The following is a 15,902-nucleotide window of genomic DNA, read 5'->3' on the forward strand; positions in this document are numbered from 1 at the left end:
TTATGAAGCTCTTTGCGATCAATGGCTTGCGTCTGGCGCAAACGGTTACCCGTCTGCGCCGCGTCGCGATAACGGTCCGGTCCGGCTATTGTGTGCGCCCTGCAGGAGCGATGGGTGTGGCGCAATGAAGGTGTTGGTAACCGGTGGTGGTGGCTTTCTTGGCCAGGCGTTGTGCCGCGGCTTGATCGCGCGTGGGCACGAGGTGGTGAGTTTCCAGCGCGGCGATTATCCGGTGCTGCAGAGTTTGGGCGTGGGCCAGATCCGTGGCGACCTGGCCGATCCGCAGGCGGTTCGGCATGCCTTCGCCGGCATCGATGCGGTCTTCCATAACGCCGCCAAGGCCGGTGCGTGGGGCAGCTATGACAGCTATCACCAGGCCAATGTGGTGGGCACGCAGAACGTGCTCGACGCATGTCGGGCCAATGGTGTGTCGCGCCTGATCTATACCTCCACGCCCAGCGTGACCCACCGCGCCACCAATCCGGTGGAAGGGCTGGGCGCCGACGAAGTGCCGTATGGCGAGGACCTGCGCGCGGCGTACGCGGCGACCAAGGCGATCGCCGAGCGCGCGGTGCTGGCGGCCAACGATGCGCAACTGGCGACGGTGGCCTTGCGTCCGCGCCTGATCTGGGGCCCGGGCGACAATCATCTGCTGCCGCGTCTTGCAGCGCGCGCACGTGCCGGGCGGCTGCGCATGGTCGGCGACGGCAGCAACCTGGTGGACAGCACCTACATCGACAACGCCGCGCAGGCGCATTTCGATGCGTTTGCGCATCTCGCTGCAGGTGCTGCGTGTGCGGGCAAGGCGTACTTCATCTCCAACGGCGAGCCCTTGCCGATGCGCGAGTTGCTCAATCGCCTGCTGGCCGCGGTGGATGCACCGGCGGTGACGCGTTCGTTGTCGTTCAAGACTGCGTACAGAATCGGTGCAATCTGCGAGACCATGTGGCCACTGTTGCGTCTGCCTGGCGAAGTGCCGTTGACGCGTTTTCTGGTGGAACAGCTGTGCACGCCGCACTGGTACAGCATGGAGCCGGCACGTCGCGACTTCGGCTATGTGCCGCAGGTCAGCATCGAAGAGGGGCTGCAACGGCTCCGATCCTCATCTTCCAACGACATCGCCATCACTCGATAAAGACCGCCACATCTTCAGGATACGTCTGCGCCGATTCGGCACGACAACTTCTGGAATCCTTGCCATGCTGCATTACGCCATCATCTTCTTCGTCATCGCCATCATTGCCGCCGTGCTGGGCTTCAGCGGTATCGCCGGTGCGGCGACCAACATCGCCTGGATCCTGTTCGTGGTGTTCCTGATCCTGGCTGTGATCTCGATGTTCCGTCGCGGCAAGGTATAACGCCTAGCTGCGATACGTCACGGCAGCGGCGCTGCCGGTCGACGCTCGCATGGCCCGCTTCCGCAAGGAGGCGGGCCATGTGCGTTATGGACGCTCCATCGTTGAATCGCTTCTGTTTTAAAGCAGTTTTTCGAGATATTGCACGTGCTTGCCGTTGCCCAGCAGCGCATCGCCGATCGGCTGGAAACCCAATTGCAGGTGCAGCGCCAGCGATGCCGGATTGGGTGGGAGCAGGTTGACCTCGCAGACCAGGCGCGGTTGTGCCGCTGCACGTGCGGAGTGGATGAGTTCGCCATACAGCTGCCTGGCAAGCCCGCGCCGCTGCGCATGTGCAGCGACCACGATGCGGTCGATGTAGACAAAGCGCGCGAAGCGTTGCGCCATCCATGCAAAGTTCGGATTGGCGTATGCCGCGCCTTGATCCAGCGCGATCAGCAGGCCATCCGCGGGCGCGACGAGGCGTGCGTGCCACGCCAGTTGCAGCAATGCAGCCAGCCCTTCGGCATCCAGCAACGACAGCTCGGTGGCATGCGCATTGTTGAGCGCAAGCAGTGCGCGGTGGTCGTGCGGTTGCACGGCGCGCACAAGGGCCTGGCTCATGCGCCTGGCTCGACCGCGCTGCGCAGCAGCTGATCGTCAGCATGCCGTTGCAGTGCCAGCTCGATCAGCTGGGTGATCAAGCGGCGGTAGTCCAGCCCGCTTGCCTGCCAAAGCTTGGGGTACATGCTGATCCGGGTGAAGCCCGGCAATGTGTTGACCTCATTGATCACGATGCGGCCATCGGCGCACAGGAACACGTCCACACGCGCCATGCCGGCGCAGTCCAGCGCCTGGTAGGCCTGCACCGCAATCTGCTGGATGCGCTGCTGCGTCTGCGCATCGATGTCGGCCGGGATCACGACGTCGGCGCCGTGTTCGCTGATGTACTTGGTCTGGTAGGAGTAAAACGCGTCGTGCACCACCACTTCGCCGCACACGCTGGCCTGCGGGGTGGCATTGCCCAGCACGGCGCATTCGATCTCGCGCCCGGCGATCGCCGCTTCCACCAGTACCTTGTGGTCGTATGCCAGCGCCAATGCGAGCGCGTCGGCAAACGCATCGGCACTGCGCACCTGGCTGACACCGACCGACGAACCCTGGTTGGACGGTTTGACGAACAACGGCAAACCCAACTGCGCGATCAATGCATCCACGTCGGCATGTGCGGCGGTGTGGCGGTTGAAGCAGGCGAACGGCGCCACCTCAAGCCCGGCATCGCGCAGCACGCGCTTGGCCAGGTCCTTGTCCATCGCCAGCGCCGAGCCGAGTACGCCGGAGCCGACGAAGGGCAGATTGGCCATACGCAGCAGCCCTTGCAGCGAGCCGTCTTCGCCGAGCGTGCCATGCACGATCGGAAACACCACATCGATCTGTGCCAGCGCCTGCTCCGGCTGGGTCGGGCGCAGCTGCTGTTGCTGCGCGCCAGGCAGCAGGGCCACGCCGCAACCGCTGCGATGCAGGGCGATGCGGGCCGGGTCGTCGGCATTGAGCAGGAAGCTGTCGCGGTCGTTGACGTGCCACTGGCCCTGCTTGTCGATGCCGATCAGCACCGGCTCGAAGCGCTGCGGATCCAGCGCATCGAGAATATTGCGCGCCGATTGCAGCGAGACCTCGTGCTCGGCCGATTTGCCGCCGAAGATGAGACCGACCCGGATCTTGCGCATTGCCTGCTCCTGCCACCTGCATGATGAGGTCGCCAGCATGCCCGCGGCAGGCGCGCCGAAGGAAGTCCTGCCTGACCAAGACACGCGGCCTGGCCACAAGGCGCCCCGTCACGGTCGCCACCCCGGCCTCCGGCTTGCACGTGCCACACCACCGTCAAGCAGTGGCGACATGCGGGGACGGTAGAATGCGCCCATGCCCGGATCCCTGTTCAACTCACTCAAGCCGCTCGCCGGCCAGGCCCTGCAAGCCGCGCTCAACCGCGCGCTGGCACTGGACCCCGATACCCGCGACGCCCTGCTGCCACTGGAAGGCCAACGCATCGCACTGACCCTGGAGGCGCCTGCGCTGGCCCTGCAGATCCGCGTGCACGAGCGCCGCTTGCTGGTCGGCCCGGTGGACCAGGCACAGGAGCCGGACCTGGCCGTGCGCAGCAGCCTGGCCGGCTTGCTCGGCCAGCTGCCGTTCCTGGCCAACGCGCGCCGCAGCGGCGCACCGGCCGGGCGGCTGAAGGTCTCCGGCGATGCCGAGCTGGCGCGCCAGCTGCAGCAACTGGCCGGCCGCTTCGATCCGGATTGGCAGCTGCCGTTCGTGGCAGTGTTCGGCGAGATCCTCGGCGTGCAGATCGCCAATGCGGTGCGTGCAGCGCTGCAGCAGGCACGCCGCAGCGCGGTGGATCTGGCGCATAGCGCGGCCGAATTCGTGACCGAGGAATCGCGCGACGTGGTGCCGCGTGCCGAACTGGACGCCTTCCACGACGATGTCGACGAACTGCGCGACGACGTCGAACGGCTGGCCGCGCGCGTGGCGCGCCTGCGCGCGGCCGGAGGTGCGGCATGAAGGCGCTGCTGCGGGCCAGCCGCATCGGCCGGGTGATCCTGCGCTACCGCCTGGACGACCTGTTGCAGGACACGCCGGCCGAGCGCTGGCTGCGCCTGGCCAAGCCGTTCGTGCCACGCGCCAGTGCCGAAATCGCCGCGCAATCGCGCGGTGCGCGGCTGCGGCTGGCGTTGCAGGAGCTGGGGCCGATCTTCGTCAAGTTCGGGCAGATCCTGTCGACCCGGCGCGACCTGATTCCGGCCGACGTGGCCGATGAACTGACCCTGCTGCAGGACCGCGTCAAGCCCTTCGACGGCGAAGCGGCGCGGCTGATCGTCGAGCGCGCGCTGGGCCTGCCGGTGAGCGTGGCGTTTGCCGCGTTCGACACCGTGCCGCTGGCCTCGGCCTCGATCGCGCAGGTGCATGCGGCCACCTTGCCGCCGGATGCCAACGGCGTGCGCCGCGAGGTGGTGGTCAAGGTGCTGCGCCCGGATATCGAGCGCCAGATCGATGCCGATATCGCGTTGCTGCAGTCGCTGGCCACGCTGGTCGAGCGCACCCACCCGCGCGCGGACAAGATCCGGCCGCGCGAAGTGGTGGCCGAGATCGAAGGCACCCTGTCGGCCGAACTCGACCTGCAGCGCGAAGGCGCCAACGCCAGCGTGCTGCGCCGGTTCTGGGAAGGCTCAGACGATCTGTACGTGCCCGAGGTGATCTGGTCGCACACCGCCGAGCGTGCACTCACGCTGGAGCGCGTGTACGGCATTCCGTCCGACGACATCGCCAAGCTCGATGCGGCCGGTATCGACCGCAAGGCGCTGGCGGCCAAGGGCGTGCGGGTGTTCTACACGCAGGTGTTCCGCGACAACTTCTTCCATGCCGATGCGCATGCCGGCAACATCTGGGTCGACAGCGACCCGGAGCGCCGGCTCAATCCGCGTTTCATCGCGCTGGATTTCGGCATCATGGGCCAGCTCTCGCAGGAAGATCAGTACTACCTGGCCGAGAACTTCATGGCGATCTTCCACAAGGATTACCGCCGCATGGCCGAGCTGCACGTGGAGGCGGGCTGGATGCCCGACAACGTGCGCATCGACGAACTGGAAGCGGCCGCGCGCTCGGTGTGCGAGCCGTACTTCACCCGCCCGTTGTCGGAGATTTCGCTGGCCGAAGTGCTGATCAAGCTGTTCCGCGTCGCGCAGCGCTACGAACTGACGCTGCAGCCGCAGCTGATCCTGTTGCAGAAGACCTTGCTCAACATCGAAGGCGTCGGCCGCCAGCTCGACCCCAGGCTGGACATCTGGGCAGTGGCGCGGCCGGTGCTCGAACGCATCCTGCGCGAGCGTTACAGCCCGCGTCGCGTACTCGGCGAGTTGCGCAAGCGCCTGCCGGAAATCATGACCCATGCGCCGGACATGCCGCGCCTGGTGCACAGCTGGTTGAAGCAGCAGGTGGAAGGCCGCCACCAGATCGACATCCGCTCGGCCGAGCTGCGCGCGCTGGACCTGAGCCTGCGCAAGCTGCAGACGCGCGTGGTCACTGCCATCACCGGCAGCGGCCTGCTGGTGGTGGCTGCCGTGCTGTATGGCCTGCACCCGAATGGCTGGTACCTGGGCACGGTGCCGGTGTGGAGCTGGGTCAGCGGCGGCGCCGGCTCGGTGGCCCTGCTGGTCGCCTGGCTGCGGCGCTGAAGCACGAAAGCACTGCAACAGGTGGCCTGCCGCATCCGGCTGGGGAGCGGCAGCGCCTGCAGCGGCACGATGACGAAGCCGTCCCTGGCGAGGTAGTGATGATCGATCTGCAGGCGTTGAAGGACGAACTGGCGCGGTTCGGTAGCGACAACGATGCGCACCAGCCGGAGCGTGGCCGGCGCATGCTCAATATCACGCCCGACACCGGGCAATTGCTGGCCGTGCTGGTACGCGCCACCGCTGCGCGGCGCGTGCTGGAAATCGGCACCTCCAACGGTTATTCGACGCTGTGGCTGGCCGAAGCGGCCGCCGCAATCGGTGGGCAGGTCACCACGGTGGAGCTTGCGGCCGACAAGGTGGCCCTGGCGCAGGCCACGCTTGCACGCAGCGGCCTTGCGGCGTCGGTGGAGGTGGTGCACGGCGACGGCGGCGCGTGGCTGACCCAGGCCGCCAGCGCCAGCATCGATCTGGTCTTCCTGGATTCGGCGCGTGGCGAGTACGTGCGCTGGTGGCCGGCACTGCGCCGCGTGCTGCGCGGCGGTGGCCTGTTGGTGGTCGACAATGCGCTGTCGCATGCCGACGAACTGGCGCCGTTCACCGCGCTGCTGGCTGACGATCCGGCAGTCACCTGCAGCGTGGTGCCGGTGGGCAAGGGCGAATTGCTGGCGGTGTGCGGCGCGGCCTGAGCGTGCGTGGCCGAGCTGCCACGCCCTCAGGCCTCAAGGCGCGTGGTCGGCATGCGCCGTAGGGCGCGGCGACGCAGTGGCATGCGGTGTCGACGATGCGGATAATCCGCCGGTGAGCACATCCCCCAAGCACTTGCAGATTCTCTTCCAGGACGAGCTCCTGGCCGTCGTCGACAAACCCGCCGGCCTGATGGTCCACGACAGCAAGCTGGCGCGCGGGGAGGACGACTTCCTGGCCGACCGCCTGCGCGAACAGCTGGGCCGGCCGATCTTTCTGGTGCACCGGCTCGACCGCGCGACCAGCGGCTGCCTGCTGCTGGCGTTCGACCGCGAGGCCGCCAGCGCGCTGGGCAAGGCCTTGATGGCCGGCGAATTGGAGAAGGACTATCTGACCGTCTGCCGCGGCTGGCCGGCCGAGGAGCGCTTCATCGTCGACCACGATCTGGACGGCGGCCCCGGCAAGCCGGTCAAGAAGCCGGCGGTGACGCACTTCCAGCGCCTGGCCACCGGCGAGCTGGAGATCCCGTCCACCGGCTTTGCCACCTCGCGCTATGCGCTGCTGCGCTGCCAGCCGCAGACCGGGCGGTTCCGGCAGATCCGCCGGCATATGAAACACCTGTCGCACCACATGATCGGCGACACCAGCCACGGCGATGGCCGGCACAACCGCAGCTTCCGCATGCTCGGCATCCACCGCATGCTGCTGCACGCCGAGCGGCTGGGATTTCCGCATCCGGCCGACGGGCGGCGCATCAGCGTCACTGCGCCGCTGGATGTGGAATTTTCCAAGGCCTGCGCGTTGCTCGGGTGGGAGATGGCCGCGCTGGGAGCGGTGCAGACGGTTTGATGCGGTGTGCGAGGCTAACGGTCAACACGCCCACACGATCTGCTGAAGATCCGCACAACCGTACCTCACCTCAACCCCTCTCCCGCAGGAGAGGAGCCAAGCGCCTCCTCGCTGCATGGGACAAGCGGGTTGGCGCAATCATCGTCAGCGCCACCACCGCCACCGTCGCAAGCAGCAACCGCCGCAGCAGGCACGCTGTTCCGATTCCCCAATCCCCGCCCTTCAGGGCTTCTGCGGTGCCGCCGCCGGCGTATTGACGATCTTTTCCAGGTCCTTCTGCAGGTCGGCGAACAGCGGCAGCATCTTCTGCTGGATCGCGCCCATCAGGTTCTGGGTCAGTGCCGGGGTCTTGTCCAGCAGGCTCTGGCCGGCCGAGCTCTCGTAGAACTCGGCCATGGCCAGCACGTCCTCGCGCGAGAACGAGCGCTTGTAGATGTCCACATACATCGGGCGCAGCTCCGACCACGACAGCGCCTTGCGCACGGTCTGGCGGGTGCGCTCCTGGATGCGCTGCAGCTGGGCCTGCTGGTCGGCGTCGAGCTGGCGCTGGGCGGTGAGCTGGGCGAACTGTTGCTGCTGCATCGCCTCGATCTGCGGCAGCATCGTGTCCAGCATGGTCTGCGCGCGCGAGGCGGCCAGCAGGCGGTTGACGTCGGCATCGCTGGGCGCCTGCGCAAACGCAGCGGGCGTGGCAAGTGCCAGCGCGGCCAGCACGATCAGGCGGCGCGCCAAGGCGCGGGCGGCGGCAACGGAACGGGGCGGTGTCATCGGAGCATCCTGCACAGTCGGGGGAACCGGCCGCAGCATACGGGAAGCCGGCGTTCGCGCGCGCGTCCATGCCGGTGCCGATACAATCGGGTTGAATGGCCAGCGACCCGATCCAGATCACCCCCAGCCTGACGATCCCGCCCAGCGAGATCGTCGAGCGCTTCGTGCGCGCCAGCGGCGCGGGCGGGCAGAACGTCAACAAGGTCTCCACCGCGGTGGAACTGCGTTTTGACGTGGCCGGGTCGCCGTCGCTGCCCGAACCCCTGCGCGCGCGGCTGCTGTCGCGGCGCGACCGGCGCATGACCGCCGATGGCGTGCTGGTGATCGACGCGCAGCGCTTCCGCACCCAGGACCGCAACCGCGAGGATGCGCGCGAGCGGCTGGTCGAGATCATCAGTGCCTGCCTGTCGGTGCCCAAGCGCCGGGTCGCCACCAAACCGAGTCATGGTGCCAAGCTGCGGCGGCTGGATGCCAAGCGTGAGCGCAGCCATATCAAGCGTGGACGCTCTGCGTCCCACTGGGAGTAAGCGTGAGTCACACCGACCCGTCGTTGCCACCGGTAACACAGGCCAACATCCTGCTGCAGCCCTCTCCACCCAGAATGCCACGCGCCCATGGCCGCTTCGGCCGCTGGCTGGGGCGCACGGCACTGCGTCTGACCGGCTGGCGCCTGCTCGGGCGGCTGCCCGACGAACCCAAGCTCGTGATGATCGTCGCCCCGCATTCGTCCAACTGGGACGGCTTCCTGGGCTTTGCGGCCAAGTTTGCGCTGGGCTTCGACGTGCGCGTGCTGGGCAAGGCGCAGCTGTTCTGGTGGCCGCTGGGTCCGCTGCTGCGCAAGCTCGGCGCCATCCCGCTGGACCGCAGCTCGCCGCAGGGCACCATCGGCCAGGCGGTGCGGCTGATCCGCAATTCCGAACAGATGTGGTACGTGATCACCCCCGAGGGCACCCGCAAGCGGGTGGAGCACTGGAAGGCCGGCTTCTGGAAGATCGCCTCCGATTCCAAGGTGCCGATCCTGCCGGTGTATTTCGACTACCCCAGCAAGACCGTGGGTATCGGCGAGCCGTTCTGGACCGGCACCGACATGGCCGCCGATATCGCCGCCATCCGCACCTGGTACCGGCCGTGGCGCGGCAAGCATCGCGATACGCTGTGAGGATGCGGCCGCGTGCTTGAAAGGTTTTGTCGCTGCCGGTCGCCTGCAGTTATGACCGGCGCCGCCAGGCACCTCGCTGCCTCCACCGAGGAAACACCATGATGGGCTTGTCCGCACGCGCACTGTGTTTGTCGCTCTCGCTCCTGCTTGCTGCCGGCCCGCTGCTGGCGGCCACGCCGATGCTGGTGATCCACGGCGGCGCCGGGGTAGAAAAATCCAGCCTTTCCAGCGAGGAACAGGCGCAGGCGCGCGAGGCGATGCAACGCGCGCTGCGCGCCGGGCATGCGGTGCTGCAAGGTGGCGGCAGTGCGGTGGATGCGGTGGCGGCCACAATCACCGTGCTGGAGGATGCGCCGCAGTTCAACGCCGGGCGCGGCGCGGTGTTTACCCATGACGGCAAGAACGAACTGGATGCCGCAATCATGGACGGCGCCACCGGCAAGGCCGGCGCGATTGCCGGCGTGCACACGGTCAGGAACCCGATCCAGCTAGCGCGCAGCGTCATGGACCATTCCAAGCACGTGATGCTGGTCGGTGACGGCGCCGAACAATTCGCGCGCGAGCAGGGCGTCACGTTGGTCGACCCGGGTTATTTCCGCACTGACAAGCGCTGGCAGCAACTGCAGAAAGCGCGCAAGGCCGAAGCCGGTGACCGCCAGGCGCAGGCCGAACTGGACCTGGAAACCGCCAAGCATTTCGGCACGGTGGGCGCGCTGGCGCTGGATCGCGCGGGACACCTGGCCGCCGGCACCTCCACCGGCGGCATGACCAACAAGCGCTATGGCCGCGTCGGCGATGCGCCGATCATCGGCGCCGGCACCTACGCCAACAGCCAGTGCGCGGTGTCCGGCACCGGCTGGGGCGAGTTCTACATCCGCGCGGTGGCCGCCTACGACATCTGTGCACGCATGAAATACGCCGGGCAGTCGTTGCAACAGGCCGCCGACACGGTGATCGACCAGGAGATTCCCAAGGCCGGCGGCGACGGCGGCGCCATCGCGCTGGATGCGCAGGGCAACGCCGCATTCCCGTTCAATACCGAAGGCATGTACCGCGGCTGGATCGGCGCCGACGGCACCCCGCACGTGGCGATCTTCAAGGACGAGACGCTGTAGCGCGCGCATTCTCAACCGCACCCATCTTCCCAATCCAACGGCACATGCCGACGCTGCGCAAACCCGCTAGCGTGACCGGCTGCGCTACCCACTCAGGAATCACACGCCATGTCGCGTACCGTCGTTCTGGCCGCTGCCATCACCCTGGCACTGGCTGCTTGTTCTGGAAAAGATTCGTCCGGTAAGGAGTCCACCACCGTGCCCGAAAAGACCGCCACCACCCCGGCCGCGGATGCCGCGCCGAACCCGCTGCTGACCGCCAGCACGCTGCCGTTCCAGGCGCCGCCGTTCGACAAGATCAAGGACGCCGATTACTTGCCGGCCTTCGAAGAAGGCATGCGCCTGCACCTGGCCGACATCCGCAAGATCGCCGACAACCCCGAGCCGCCCAGCTTCGACAACACCATCGAGGCGATGGAGCGCAGCGGCGAAACGCTCACGCGCGTGTCGCGCATCTTCTTCGGGTTGGTGCAGGCCGATACCAGCGATGCACGCCAGAAGATCCAGGAAGAGATCGCGCCCAAGCTGGCTGCGCACCAGGACGAGATCAATCTCGACCCGAAGCTGTTCGCACGCGTCAAGACGATCTATGACCAGCGCGACACGCTGAACCTGGAGCCGGAGCAGAAGCGTCTGGTCGAGCGCGACTACGAAGAGCTGGTGCGTGCCGGTGCGCAGCTGTCGGAGGCCGACAAGGCCAGCCTGCGCAAGCTCAATATCGAAGAAACCACGCTCTCCACCCAGTTCCATACCCGTCTGGTAGCCGCCTCGGCCGCCGGTGCGGTGGTGGTGGACGACAAGGCCAGGCTCGACGGCCTGAGCGAGGGCGACATCGCCGCCGCCGCCGATGCGGCCAAGGCGCGCAAGCTCGACGGCAAGTATCTGCTGACCCTGCAGAACACCACCCAGCAGCCGGTGCTGGCCTCGCTGAAGGACCGTCAGCTGCGCGCCGACGTGCTCAAGGCCTCGGAAACACGCGCGGAAAAGGGCGATGCCAACGACACCCGCCAGACCATCCAGCGCCTGGCGCAGCTGCGCGCACAAAAGGCCAAGCTGCTCGGCTTCGACAATTACGCCGCCTACAGTCTGGGCGACCAGATGGCCAAGACCCCGGACGCCGCGCTCAAGCTGCTGACCGACACCGTGCCGGCCGCCACCGCCAAGGCGCGCCGCGAAGTGGCCGAGATGCAGAAGGTGATCGACGCGCAGAAGGGAGACTTCAAACTCGCCGCCTCCGATTGGGACTTCTACGCCGAACAGGTGCGCAAGGCCAAGTACGACCTGGACGAGGCGCAGATCAAGCCGTATTTCGAGCTGGACAACGTGCTGCAGAACGGCGTCTTCTACGCGGCCACGCAGTTGTACGGCATCACCTTCAAGCAGCGCACCGACATCCCGACCTATCACGCGGACATGAAGGTGTATGAAGTGTTCGACGCGGACGGCACCTCGATGGCGCTGTTCTACACCGACTACTTCAAGCGCGACAGCAAGTCCGGCGGCGCCTGGATGGATGTATTCGTCGAGCAGGACGGTCTCACCGGCGCCAAGCCGGTGGTCTACAACGTCTGCAACTTCACCAAGCCGGCCGCCGGCCAGCCGGCGCTGCTGAGCTTCGATGACGTCACCACGCTGTTCCATGAGTTCGGCCACGCGCTGCACGGCATGTTCTCCAAGGTGAAGTACCCCTCGATCGCCGGCACCAGCACATCGCGCGACTTCGTCGAGTTCCCCTCGCAGTTCAACGAGCACTGGGCGTCCGATCCCAAGGTCTTCGCCAATTACGCCAAGCACTACCAGACTGGCGCGGCGATGCCGGCCGAGCTGGTGGAGAAGATCAAGAAGGCCAAGACCTTCAACAGCGGCTACGCGACCACCGAGTACCTGTCGGCCGCGTTGCTCGATCTGGCCTGGCATACCCAGCCTGCCGACGCGCCGCTGCAGGACGTGAGCAAGTTCGAAGCCGACGCCTTGAAGCGTTTCAAGGTGGACCTGGCTGAAGTGCCGCCACGTTATCGCAGCAGCTATTTCGACCACATCTGGGGCGGCGGTTATTCGGCCGGGTATTACGCGTACTTCTGGTCGGAAGTGCTCGACGACGACGCGTTCGAATGGTTCAAGGAAAACGGTGGCTTGAACCGCAAGAACGGCGACATCTTCCGCGCCAAGATCCTTTCGCGCGGCAATACCGTCGACCTGGCCACGTTGTATCGCGATTTCCGCGGCAAGGATCCCAGCGTCAAGGCGCTGCTGGAAAATCGCGGTCTGACGGAGTGAGCGACTGGGTGACGCGCCTGCGTCGTTGGCGCATGCGTGTGCAGTAGCTGCAACAGCAATCGAAACGGGATGGCCACGCGCCATCCCGTTTTTGTTTGTGGATGCGTGCATCAGGTGATGGTGTTGCGACTGCCTTTGCCGGTGGTGCTTTGCTGTTGCCTTTTGGGGCCGCCAGCCCGCAGCGGAACTGGCAATAGCGGAGCAGTGACCGAAGCAGCATTCGAAGTAACACCCAACTGGTGCCATGCCTTTCGTCACTTCCACCGACCCGCTGCGCAAGCGCATCTTCAGCAGGCCATCCCCCGCCATCATTCACACCAACAGGTGCCTCATGAGCCAAGCCACTGCGACCACCTCACGTCTGCAACGCGCCGCGCACTGGTCGCGCAAGGAACTGCTGCCGTTGTTGGTGCTGCTGGTGCTGATGACTGCAGCGCGGTCCTCGTTCGCCAATCACTACCAGGTGCCGAGCGGTTCGATGCAGCCCACCCTGGAGCCGGGCGATCGGGTGGTGGTGGACATGCATGCCTACGGCTGGCGACTGCCGTTGAGCAACCGCATCCTCGTCGATGGCGATCGACCGCAGTGTGGCGAGGTGGTGGTATTCGATTCGCCGCGCGATGGCACACGCCTGATCAAGCGTGTGGTGGCGGTGGCAGGCGACCGGGTCGACCTGATCGATGGCCATCTGCAGATCAACCACAAGCCGTTGGCAGTGGAAGGTGGCGATGCCGAACGCTTCGGCGCGCACCTGGCGCAGTTGAATCTTGGCAATGGCGGCGGCCCGAACATCGCCGGGCTGACTGTGCCGCCCGGCAAGCTGCTGATGCTGGGCGATCACCGCGGCAACAGCCTGGATGGACGTTACTTCGGATTGGTCGATGCAGCGGCTGTCTACGGCAAGGCGGTGGCGGTGTATTACCGGCGTGGCGAAGGGCTGGAGTGGCAGCGCCTGTGATGCATGGTCTGCGCGTACACGCCAGCAGAAGCAACGGCGTTAGCGCCCTGCGTTAGCGAAGCAGCGCAGGGCTCTGTCGGCAGTTATCGCACACGTTGCTTCGATGGCAATGGCCCAGGCAAACGCGCGAACGCCACCACTCATGCATTGGCTAGCGCGGCGCCACCAGGCCATCCGACGCCTGAGTCGCAGCATCCTGTCGCCACCAGCGTAGGCGATTGCCGGGCGCGTTCAGATCCACCCGCTCGCCCATGCGCGGCGTCGCCAGCGCAACGCCGGCGCTGTCGGCCAAGGCCACGATCCGGTCCAGCGGTTCCTGCCACGCGTGCATGGCCAGGTCGAAGGTGCCGTTGTGGATCGGCAGCAGGGTCTGCCCGCCGACGTCCAGATAGGCCTGCAGGCTCTGCTCCGGCTGCATGTGCACATGCGGCCACTGCTGGTCGTAGGCGCCGTTTTCGATCAGCGCCACGTCGAACGGACCGAGCTGTTGGCCGATGGTCTTGAAGTGCGGGCCATAGCCGCCGTCGCCGCTGAAGAACACGCGCAGCTCGCGCTCCTGGATCGCCCAGGAGCACCACAGCGAACGCCCACTGTCGAACAGGCCGCGCCCGGAAAAATGCTGGGACGGGGTGGCGGTGAGTTGCAGGCCATCGATGTTGATCGTGTCCCACCAGTCCAGCTGGCGCACCTTGCCCGGGTCCACGCCCCAGCGCACCAGCAGATCGCCCACGCCCAGGGGCGCGACGAACACGCCGACGCGGTCGGCCAGGGCACGGATGCTGGCGCGGTCGAGGTGGTCGTAATGGTTGTGCGACAGGATCACCCCGGCCAGTGGCGGCAGCTCGTCCAGCGCGATCGGTGGCGCATGGAAGCGCTTGGGCCCGGCAAACGGCACCGGCGAGGCGCGCCTGGAGAACACCGGGTCGGTCAGCCACAGGCCACCGGCCAGCTTCATCAGCACGGTGGAATGGCCCAGGCGATACAGGCTGCGATCGGGCGCGGCGAGCAGCTGCGCGCGTGTCAGCGGCTGTACCGGTAGTGGCGCGGACGGCACCGTGGTGCTGGGTTTGTCGAAGAGGAAGGTCCAGATCAGACCGATCTGCTTGCGCAGGCTGAGCGCGGTGGTCGGCAGCGGCAACGCATTGCGGAACCGGCCGCCGCGGAACTGCGGCGAATCGGCATACGGGAAGGGGCGAGAGGAAGCCATGGGGAGTCCGACCGGGGCAGGGAACGACAGCAGGAGAAAATTACACTGAGCAGTGTAGTTTCATTCGGCTGAAAGTAAACTGTCCGGTGTAAAATGATCCGATGTCGAGCGCATCTTCCCCCCAGCCCGCGCCGCAGCGGCTGACCGACCGCAAGCGCCACGCCATCGTCGAGGCGGCCATTGTCGAGTTCCGCCGGCATGGCTTCGAGGCCACCAGCATGGACCGTGTGGCGGCCACCGCGGGCGTGTCCAAGCGCACCGTCTACAACCATTTCCCCAGCAAGGACGCGCTGTTCGGCGAGATCCTGCGCGGGCTGTGGCAACGCAGCGCCGACGCGGTGAATCTTGTCTACCGGTCCGACCAGCCGCTGCGCGCGCAGCTGATCCAGCTGCTGCAGCAGAAGCTACACCTGCTCGACGACCCGGCGTTTATCGACCTGTCGCGTGTCGCCATTGCCGAAGGCATCCATTCGCCCGAGCGCGCGCGTGCGCTGATCGCGCAATTGGGCAGCAAGGAAGAAGGCACCACCACCTGGGTGCGCGCCGCACTGGCCGACGGCCGGCTGGCGGGCGTGGAGCCGGAGGTCGGCGCGCAGCAACTGCAGGCACTGATCAAGGGCTTCGCGTTCTGGCCGCAGATCGCCATGGGCCAGCCGCCGCTGTCGCCGCAGCAACGCACCCAGGTGGCCGAATCGGCGGTGGCGATGTTCCTGGGTTTGTACGGGCGCGAGTGATGGCCCTGCGATGCGCGTGCCAGCGCCGCGCCGCCCCGCATCGCAGGCCGTATCTTCCTCGCATTGCAGGTCGACCGCAGCGCTGCAGGGCAACGACTGCGTCTTGCGCCGCGCTGTCTGTGCAACCCATGCCGCTGCAGCCTGCGCATGTTGCGCGCTCAGTCCTTCGACCACACCGCCAGCGTATAGCCATGCGGATCGGTGAAATGAAAACGTCGCCCGCCGGGAAACGCAAAGACCGGCCTGGTGATCTGCCCGCCCGCCGCTTCGATGCGTGCCTGGCTGTAGGCGAGGTCGTCGGAGGCCAGGACCACCAGCGCACCACCGGGCTGGGCGGGGCCGTGGAAGAAGCCGCCGCTCAGCCGGCCGTCGCGGAATTCGCAGTAATCCGGGCCATAATCCTGAAACGTCCAGTCGAAGGCTTGCGCGTAAAAAGCCTTGGCGACGGCGATCGAGTCGACGGCGAATTCGAGGTAGTCGATGCGGTGCTGCGGCGTGTTGTCGATCATGGCGTGGCGTCCTCCGGGAGTGGAGGTACAGCATGCAGTCGGCGCGCGTGCCTGGCTTGGCGAAAACGGCCAA

Annotated in this window: 17 protein-coding genes; 12 read left to right on the forward strand and 5 right to left on the reverse strand. The window is 66.6% G+C overall.

The window, feature by feature from the left end:
• Window positions 1-124 precede the first annotated feature (124 nt).
• Together oleD and ABQY64_RS01280 are read left to right on the forward strand one after the other, a co-directional pair.
• On the forward strand, window positions 125-1,135 hold the full coding sequence (gene oleD / locus ABQY64_RS01275; RefSeq protein WP_047126370.1) for a 2-alkyl-3-oxoalkanoate reductase: 1,011 nt from the start codon (window positions 125-127) through the stop codon (window positions 1,133-1,135).
• 64 nt (window positions 1,136-1,199) lie between these two features.
• The gene (locus ABQY64_RS01280) at window positions 1,200-1,358 is read left to right on the forward strand and encodes a DUF1328 domain-containing protein (protein WP_003468167.1); all 159 of its coding nucleotides are present in this window, start codon (window positions 1,200-1,202) and stop codon (window positions 1,356-1,358) included.
• A gap of 117 nt (window positions 1,359-1,475) precedes the next feature.
• Here the strand turns inward: ABQY64_RS01280 and ABQY64_RS01285 are convergent, their stop codons facing one another.
• A complete protein-coding gene (locus ABQY64_RS01285) occupies window positions 1,476-1,958 on the reverse strand; it encodes a GNAT family N-acetyltransferase (protein WP_349780148.1) in 483 nt (160 codons plus the stop codon).
• Complete coding sequence (gene ddlA / locus ABQY64_RS01290; RefSeq protein ID WP_349780149.1) at window positions 1,955-3,061, reverse strand: D-alanine--D-alanine ligase; 1,107 nt, start codon at window positions 3,059-3,061, stop codon at window positions 1,955-1,957. Before ddlA ends, ABQY64_RS01285 begins: the two co-directional genes overlap by 4 nt.
• A 193-nt stretch (window positions 3,062-3,254) precedes the next feature.
• Between ddlA and ABQY64_RS01295 the strand changes: the two genes are divergently transcribed.
• From ABQY64_RS01295 to ABQY64_RS01310, 4 genes are all read left to right on the forward strand, one after another.
• The gene (locus ABQY64_RS01295; protein ID WP_046345336.1) at window positions 3,255-3,899 is read left to right on the forward strand and encodes an SCP2 domain-containing protein; all 645 of its coding nucleotides are present in this window, start codon (window positions 3,255-3,257) and stop codon (window positions 3,897-3,899) included.
• Window positions 3,896-5,569, forward strand: a complete 1,674-nt coding sequence (ubiB, locus tag ABQY64_RS01300) for a ubiquinone biosynthesis regulatory protein kinase UbiB (RefSeq protein WP_024939032.1) — start codon at window positions 3,896-3,898, stop codon at window positions 5,567-5,569. Before ABQY64_RS01295 ends, ubiB begins: the two co-directional genes overlap by 4 nt.
• Window positions 5,570-5,667: 98 nt before the next feature.
• On the forward strand, window positions 5,668-6,255 hold the full coding sequence (locus tag ABQY64_RS01305) for an O-methyltransferase (RefSeq protein WP_127159628.1): 588 nt from the start codon (window positions 5,668-5,670) through the stop codon (window positions 6,253-6,255).
• 76 nt (window positions 6,256-6,331) lie between these two features.
• Window positions 6,332-7,102 (forward strand): pseudouridine synthase, encoded by a 771-nt coding sequence (locus tag ABQY64_RS01310; protein ID WP_039515630.1) that lies wholly within the window; start codon window positions 6,332-6,334, stop codon window positions 7,100-7,102.
• A 222-nt stretch (window positions 7,103-7,324) separates the two neighbouring features.
• Here ABQY64_RS01310 and ABQY64_RS01315 read toward each other — a convergent pair whose 3' ends face one another.
• On the reverse strand, window positions 7,325-7,909 hold the full coding sequence (locus ABQY64_RS01315; RefSeq protein ID WP_181123418.1) for a DUF2059 domain-containing protein: 585 nt from the start codon (window positions 7,907-7,909) through the stop codon (window positions 7,325-7,327).
• A 56-nt stretch (window positions 7,910-7,965) separates the two neighbouring features.
• On the opposite strand from ABQY64_RS01315, the gene arfB reads away from it, so the two are divergent.
• The 5 genes from arfB to lepB all read left to right on the forward strand — a co-directional run bounded on the left by arfB (window position 7,966) and on the right by lepB (window position 13,379).
• Window positions 7,966-8,397: an alternative ribosome rescue aminoacyl-tRNA hydrolase ArfB gene (arfB, locus tag ABQY64_RS01320; RefSeq protein WP_006449817.1), complete on the forward strand. Its 432-nt coding sequence runs from the start codon at window positions 7,966-7,968 to the stop codon at window positions 8,395-8,397.
• 2 nt (window positions 8,398-8,399) lie between these two features.
• Window positions 8,400-9,029 (forward strand): lysophosphatidylcholine acyltransferase, encoded by a 630-nt coding sequence (locus ABQY64_RS01325; protein ID WP_024939028.1) that lies wholly within the window; start codon window positions 8,400-8,402, stop codon window positions 9,027-9,029.
• Window positions 9,030-9,127: 98 nt separating this feature from the next.
• Complete coding sequence (locus ABQY64_RS01330; RefSeq protein WP_181123417.1) at window positions 9,128-10,144, forward strand: isoaspartyl peptidase/L-asparaginase family protein; 1,017 nt, start codon at window positions 9,128-9,130, stop codon at window positions 10,142-10,144.
• A gap of 108 nt (window positions 10,145-10,252) precedes the next feature.
• Complete coding sequence (gene dcp, locus ABQY64_RS01335) at window positions 10,253-12,421, forward strand: peptidyl-dipeptidase Dcp (RefSeq protein WP_349780150.1); 2,169 nt, start codon at window positions 10,253-10,255, stop codon at window positions 12,419-12,421.
• A gap of 331 nt (window positions 12,422-12,752) precedes the next feature.
• Complete coding sequence (lepB, locus tag ABQY64_RS01340) at window positions 12,753-13,379, forward strand: signal peptidase I (protein WP_349780151.1); 627 nt, start codon at window positions 12,753-12,755, stop codon at window positions 13,377-13,379.
• Window positions 13,380-13,530: 151 nt separating this feature from the next.
• Here lepB and ABQY64_RS01345 read toward each other — a convergent pair whose 3' ends face one another.
• Window positions 13,531-14,586, reverse strand: a complete 1,056-nt coding sequence (locus ABQY64_RS01345; RefSeq protein WP_349780152.1) for an MBL fold metallo-hydrolase — start codon at window positions 14,584-14,586, stop codon at window positions 13,531-13,533.
• A 101-nt stretch (window positions 14,587-14,687) separates the two neighbouring features.
• Between ABQY64_RS01345 and ABQY64_RS01350 the strand changes: the two genes are divergently transcribed.
• Window positions 14,688-15,320, forward strand: a complete 633-nt coding sequence (locus tag ABQY64_RS01350; RefSeq protein WP_349780153.1) for a TetR/AcrR family transcriptional regulator — start codon at window positions 14,688-14,690, stop codon at window positions 15,318-15,320.
• A gap of 158 nt (window positions 15,321-15,478) precedes the next feature.
• On the opposite strand, the gene ABQY64_RS01355 is transcribed toward ABQY64_RS01350, so the two are convergent.
• Entirely contained in the window at window positions 15,479-15,826 is a 348-nt protein-coding gene (locus ABQY64_RS01355) for a VOC family protein (RefSeq protein ID WP_349780227.1), read from the reverse strand.
• Window positions 15,827-15,902: the final 76 nt, after the last annotated feature.

The organism is Xanthomonas sp. WHRI 7065, from assembly GCF_040203115.2.
GTDB classification, from domain to species: Bacteria; Pseudomonadota; Gammaproteobacteria; order Xanthomonadales; family Xanthomonadaceae; genus Xanthomonas; species Xanthomonas arboricola.

Bases quoted from the DNA above. Each gene is read 5' to 3' on its own strand.
- ABQY64_RS01315 (WP_181123418.1), bottom strand. From the start codon at position 7,909: ATGCTGCGGCCGGTTCCCCCGACTGTGCAGGATGCTCCGATGACACCG.
- arfB (WP_006449817.1), top strand. From the start codon at position 7,966: ATGGCCAGCGACCCGATCCAGATCACCCCCAGCCTGACGATCCCGCCC.
- ddlA (WP_349780149.1), bottom strand. From the start codon at position 3,061: ATGCGCAAGATCCGGGTCGGTCTCATCTTCGGCGGCAAATCGGCCGAG.
- oleD (WP_047126370.1), top strand. From the start codon at position 125: ATGAAGGTGTTGGTAACCGGTGGTGGTGGCTTTCTTGGCCAGGCGTTG.
- ABQY64_RS01305 (WP_127159628.1), top strand. From the start codon at position 5,668: ATGATCGATCTGCAGGCGTTGAAGGACGAACTGGCGCGGTTCGGTAGC.
- lepB (WP_349780151.1), top strand. From the start codon at position 12,753: ATGAGCCAAGCCACTGCGACCACCTCACGTCTGCAACGCGCCGCGCAC.
- ubiB (WP_024939032.1), top strand. From the start codon at position 3,896: ATGAAGGCGCTGCTGCGGGCCAGCCGCATCGGCCGGGTGATCCTGCGC.
- dcp (WP_349780150.1), top strand. From the start codon at position 10,253: ATGTCGCGTACCGTCGTTCTGGCCGCTGCCATCACCCTGGCACTGGCT.
- ABQY64_RS01295 (WP_046345336.1), top strand. From the start codon at position 3,255: ATGCCCGGATCCCTGTTCAACTCACTCAAGCCGCTCGCCGGCCAGGCC.
- ABQY64_RS01285 (WP_349780148.1), bottom strand. From the start codon at position 1,958: ATGAGCCAGGCCCTTGTGCGCGCCGTGCAACCGCACGACCACCGCGCA.
- ABQY64_RS01350 (WP_349780153.1), top strand. From the start codon at position 14,688: ATGTCGAGCGCATCTTCCCCCCAGCCCGCGCCGCAGCGGCTGACCGAC.
- ABQY64_RS01345 (WP_349780152.1), bottom strand. From the start codon at position 14,586: ATGGCTTCCTCTCGCCCCTTCCCGTATGCCGATTCGCCGCAGTTCCGC.
- ABQY64_RS01330 (WP_181123417.1), top strand. From the start codon at position 9,128: ATGATGGGCTTGTCCGCACGCGCACTGTGTTTGTCGCTCTCGCTCCTG.
- ABQY64_RS01280 (WP_003468167.1), top strand. From the start codon at position 1,200: ATGCTGCATTACGCCATCATCTTCTTCGTCATCGCCATCATTGCCGCC.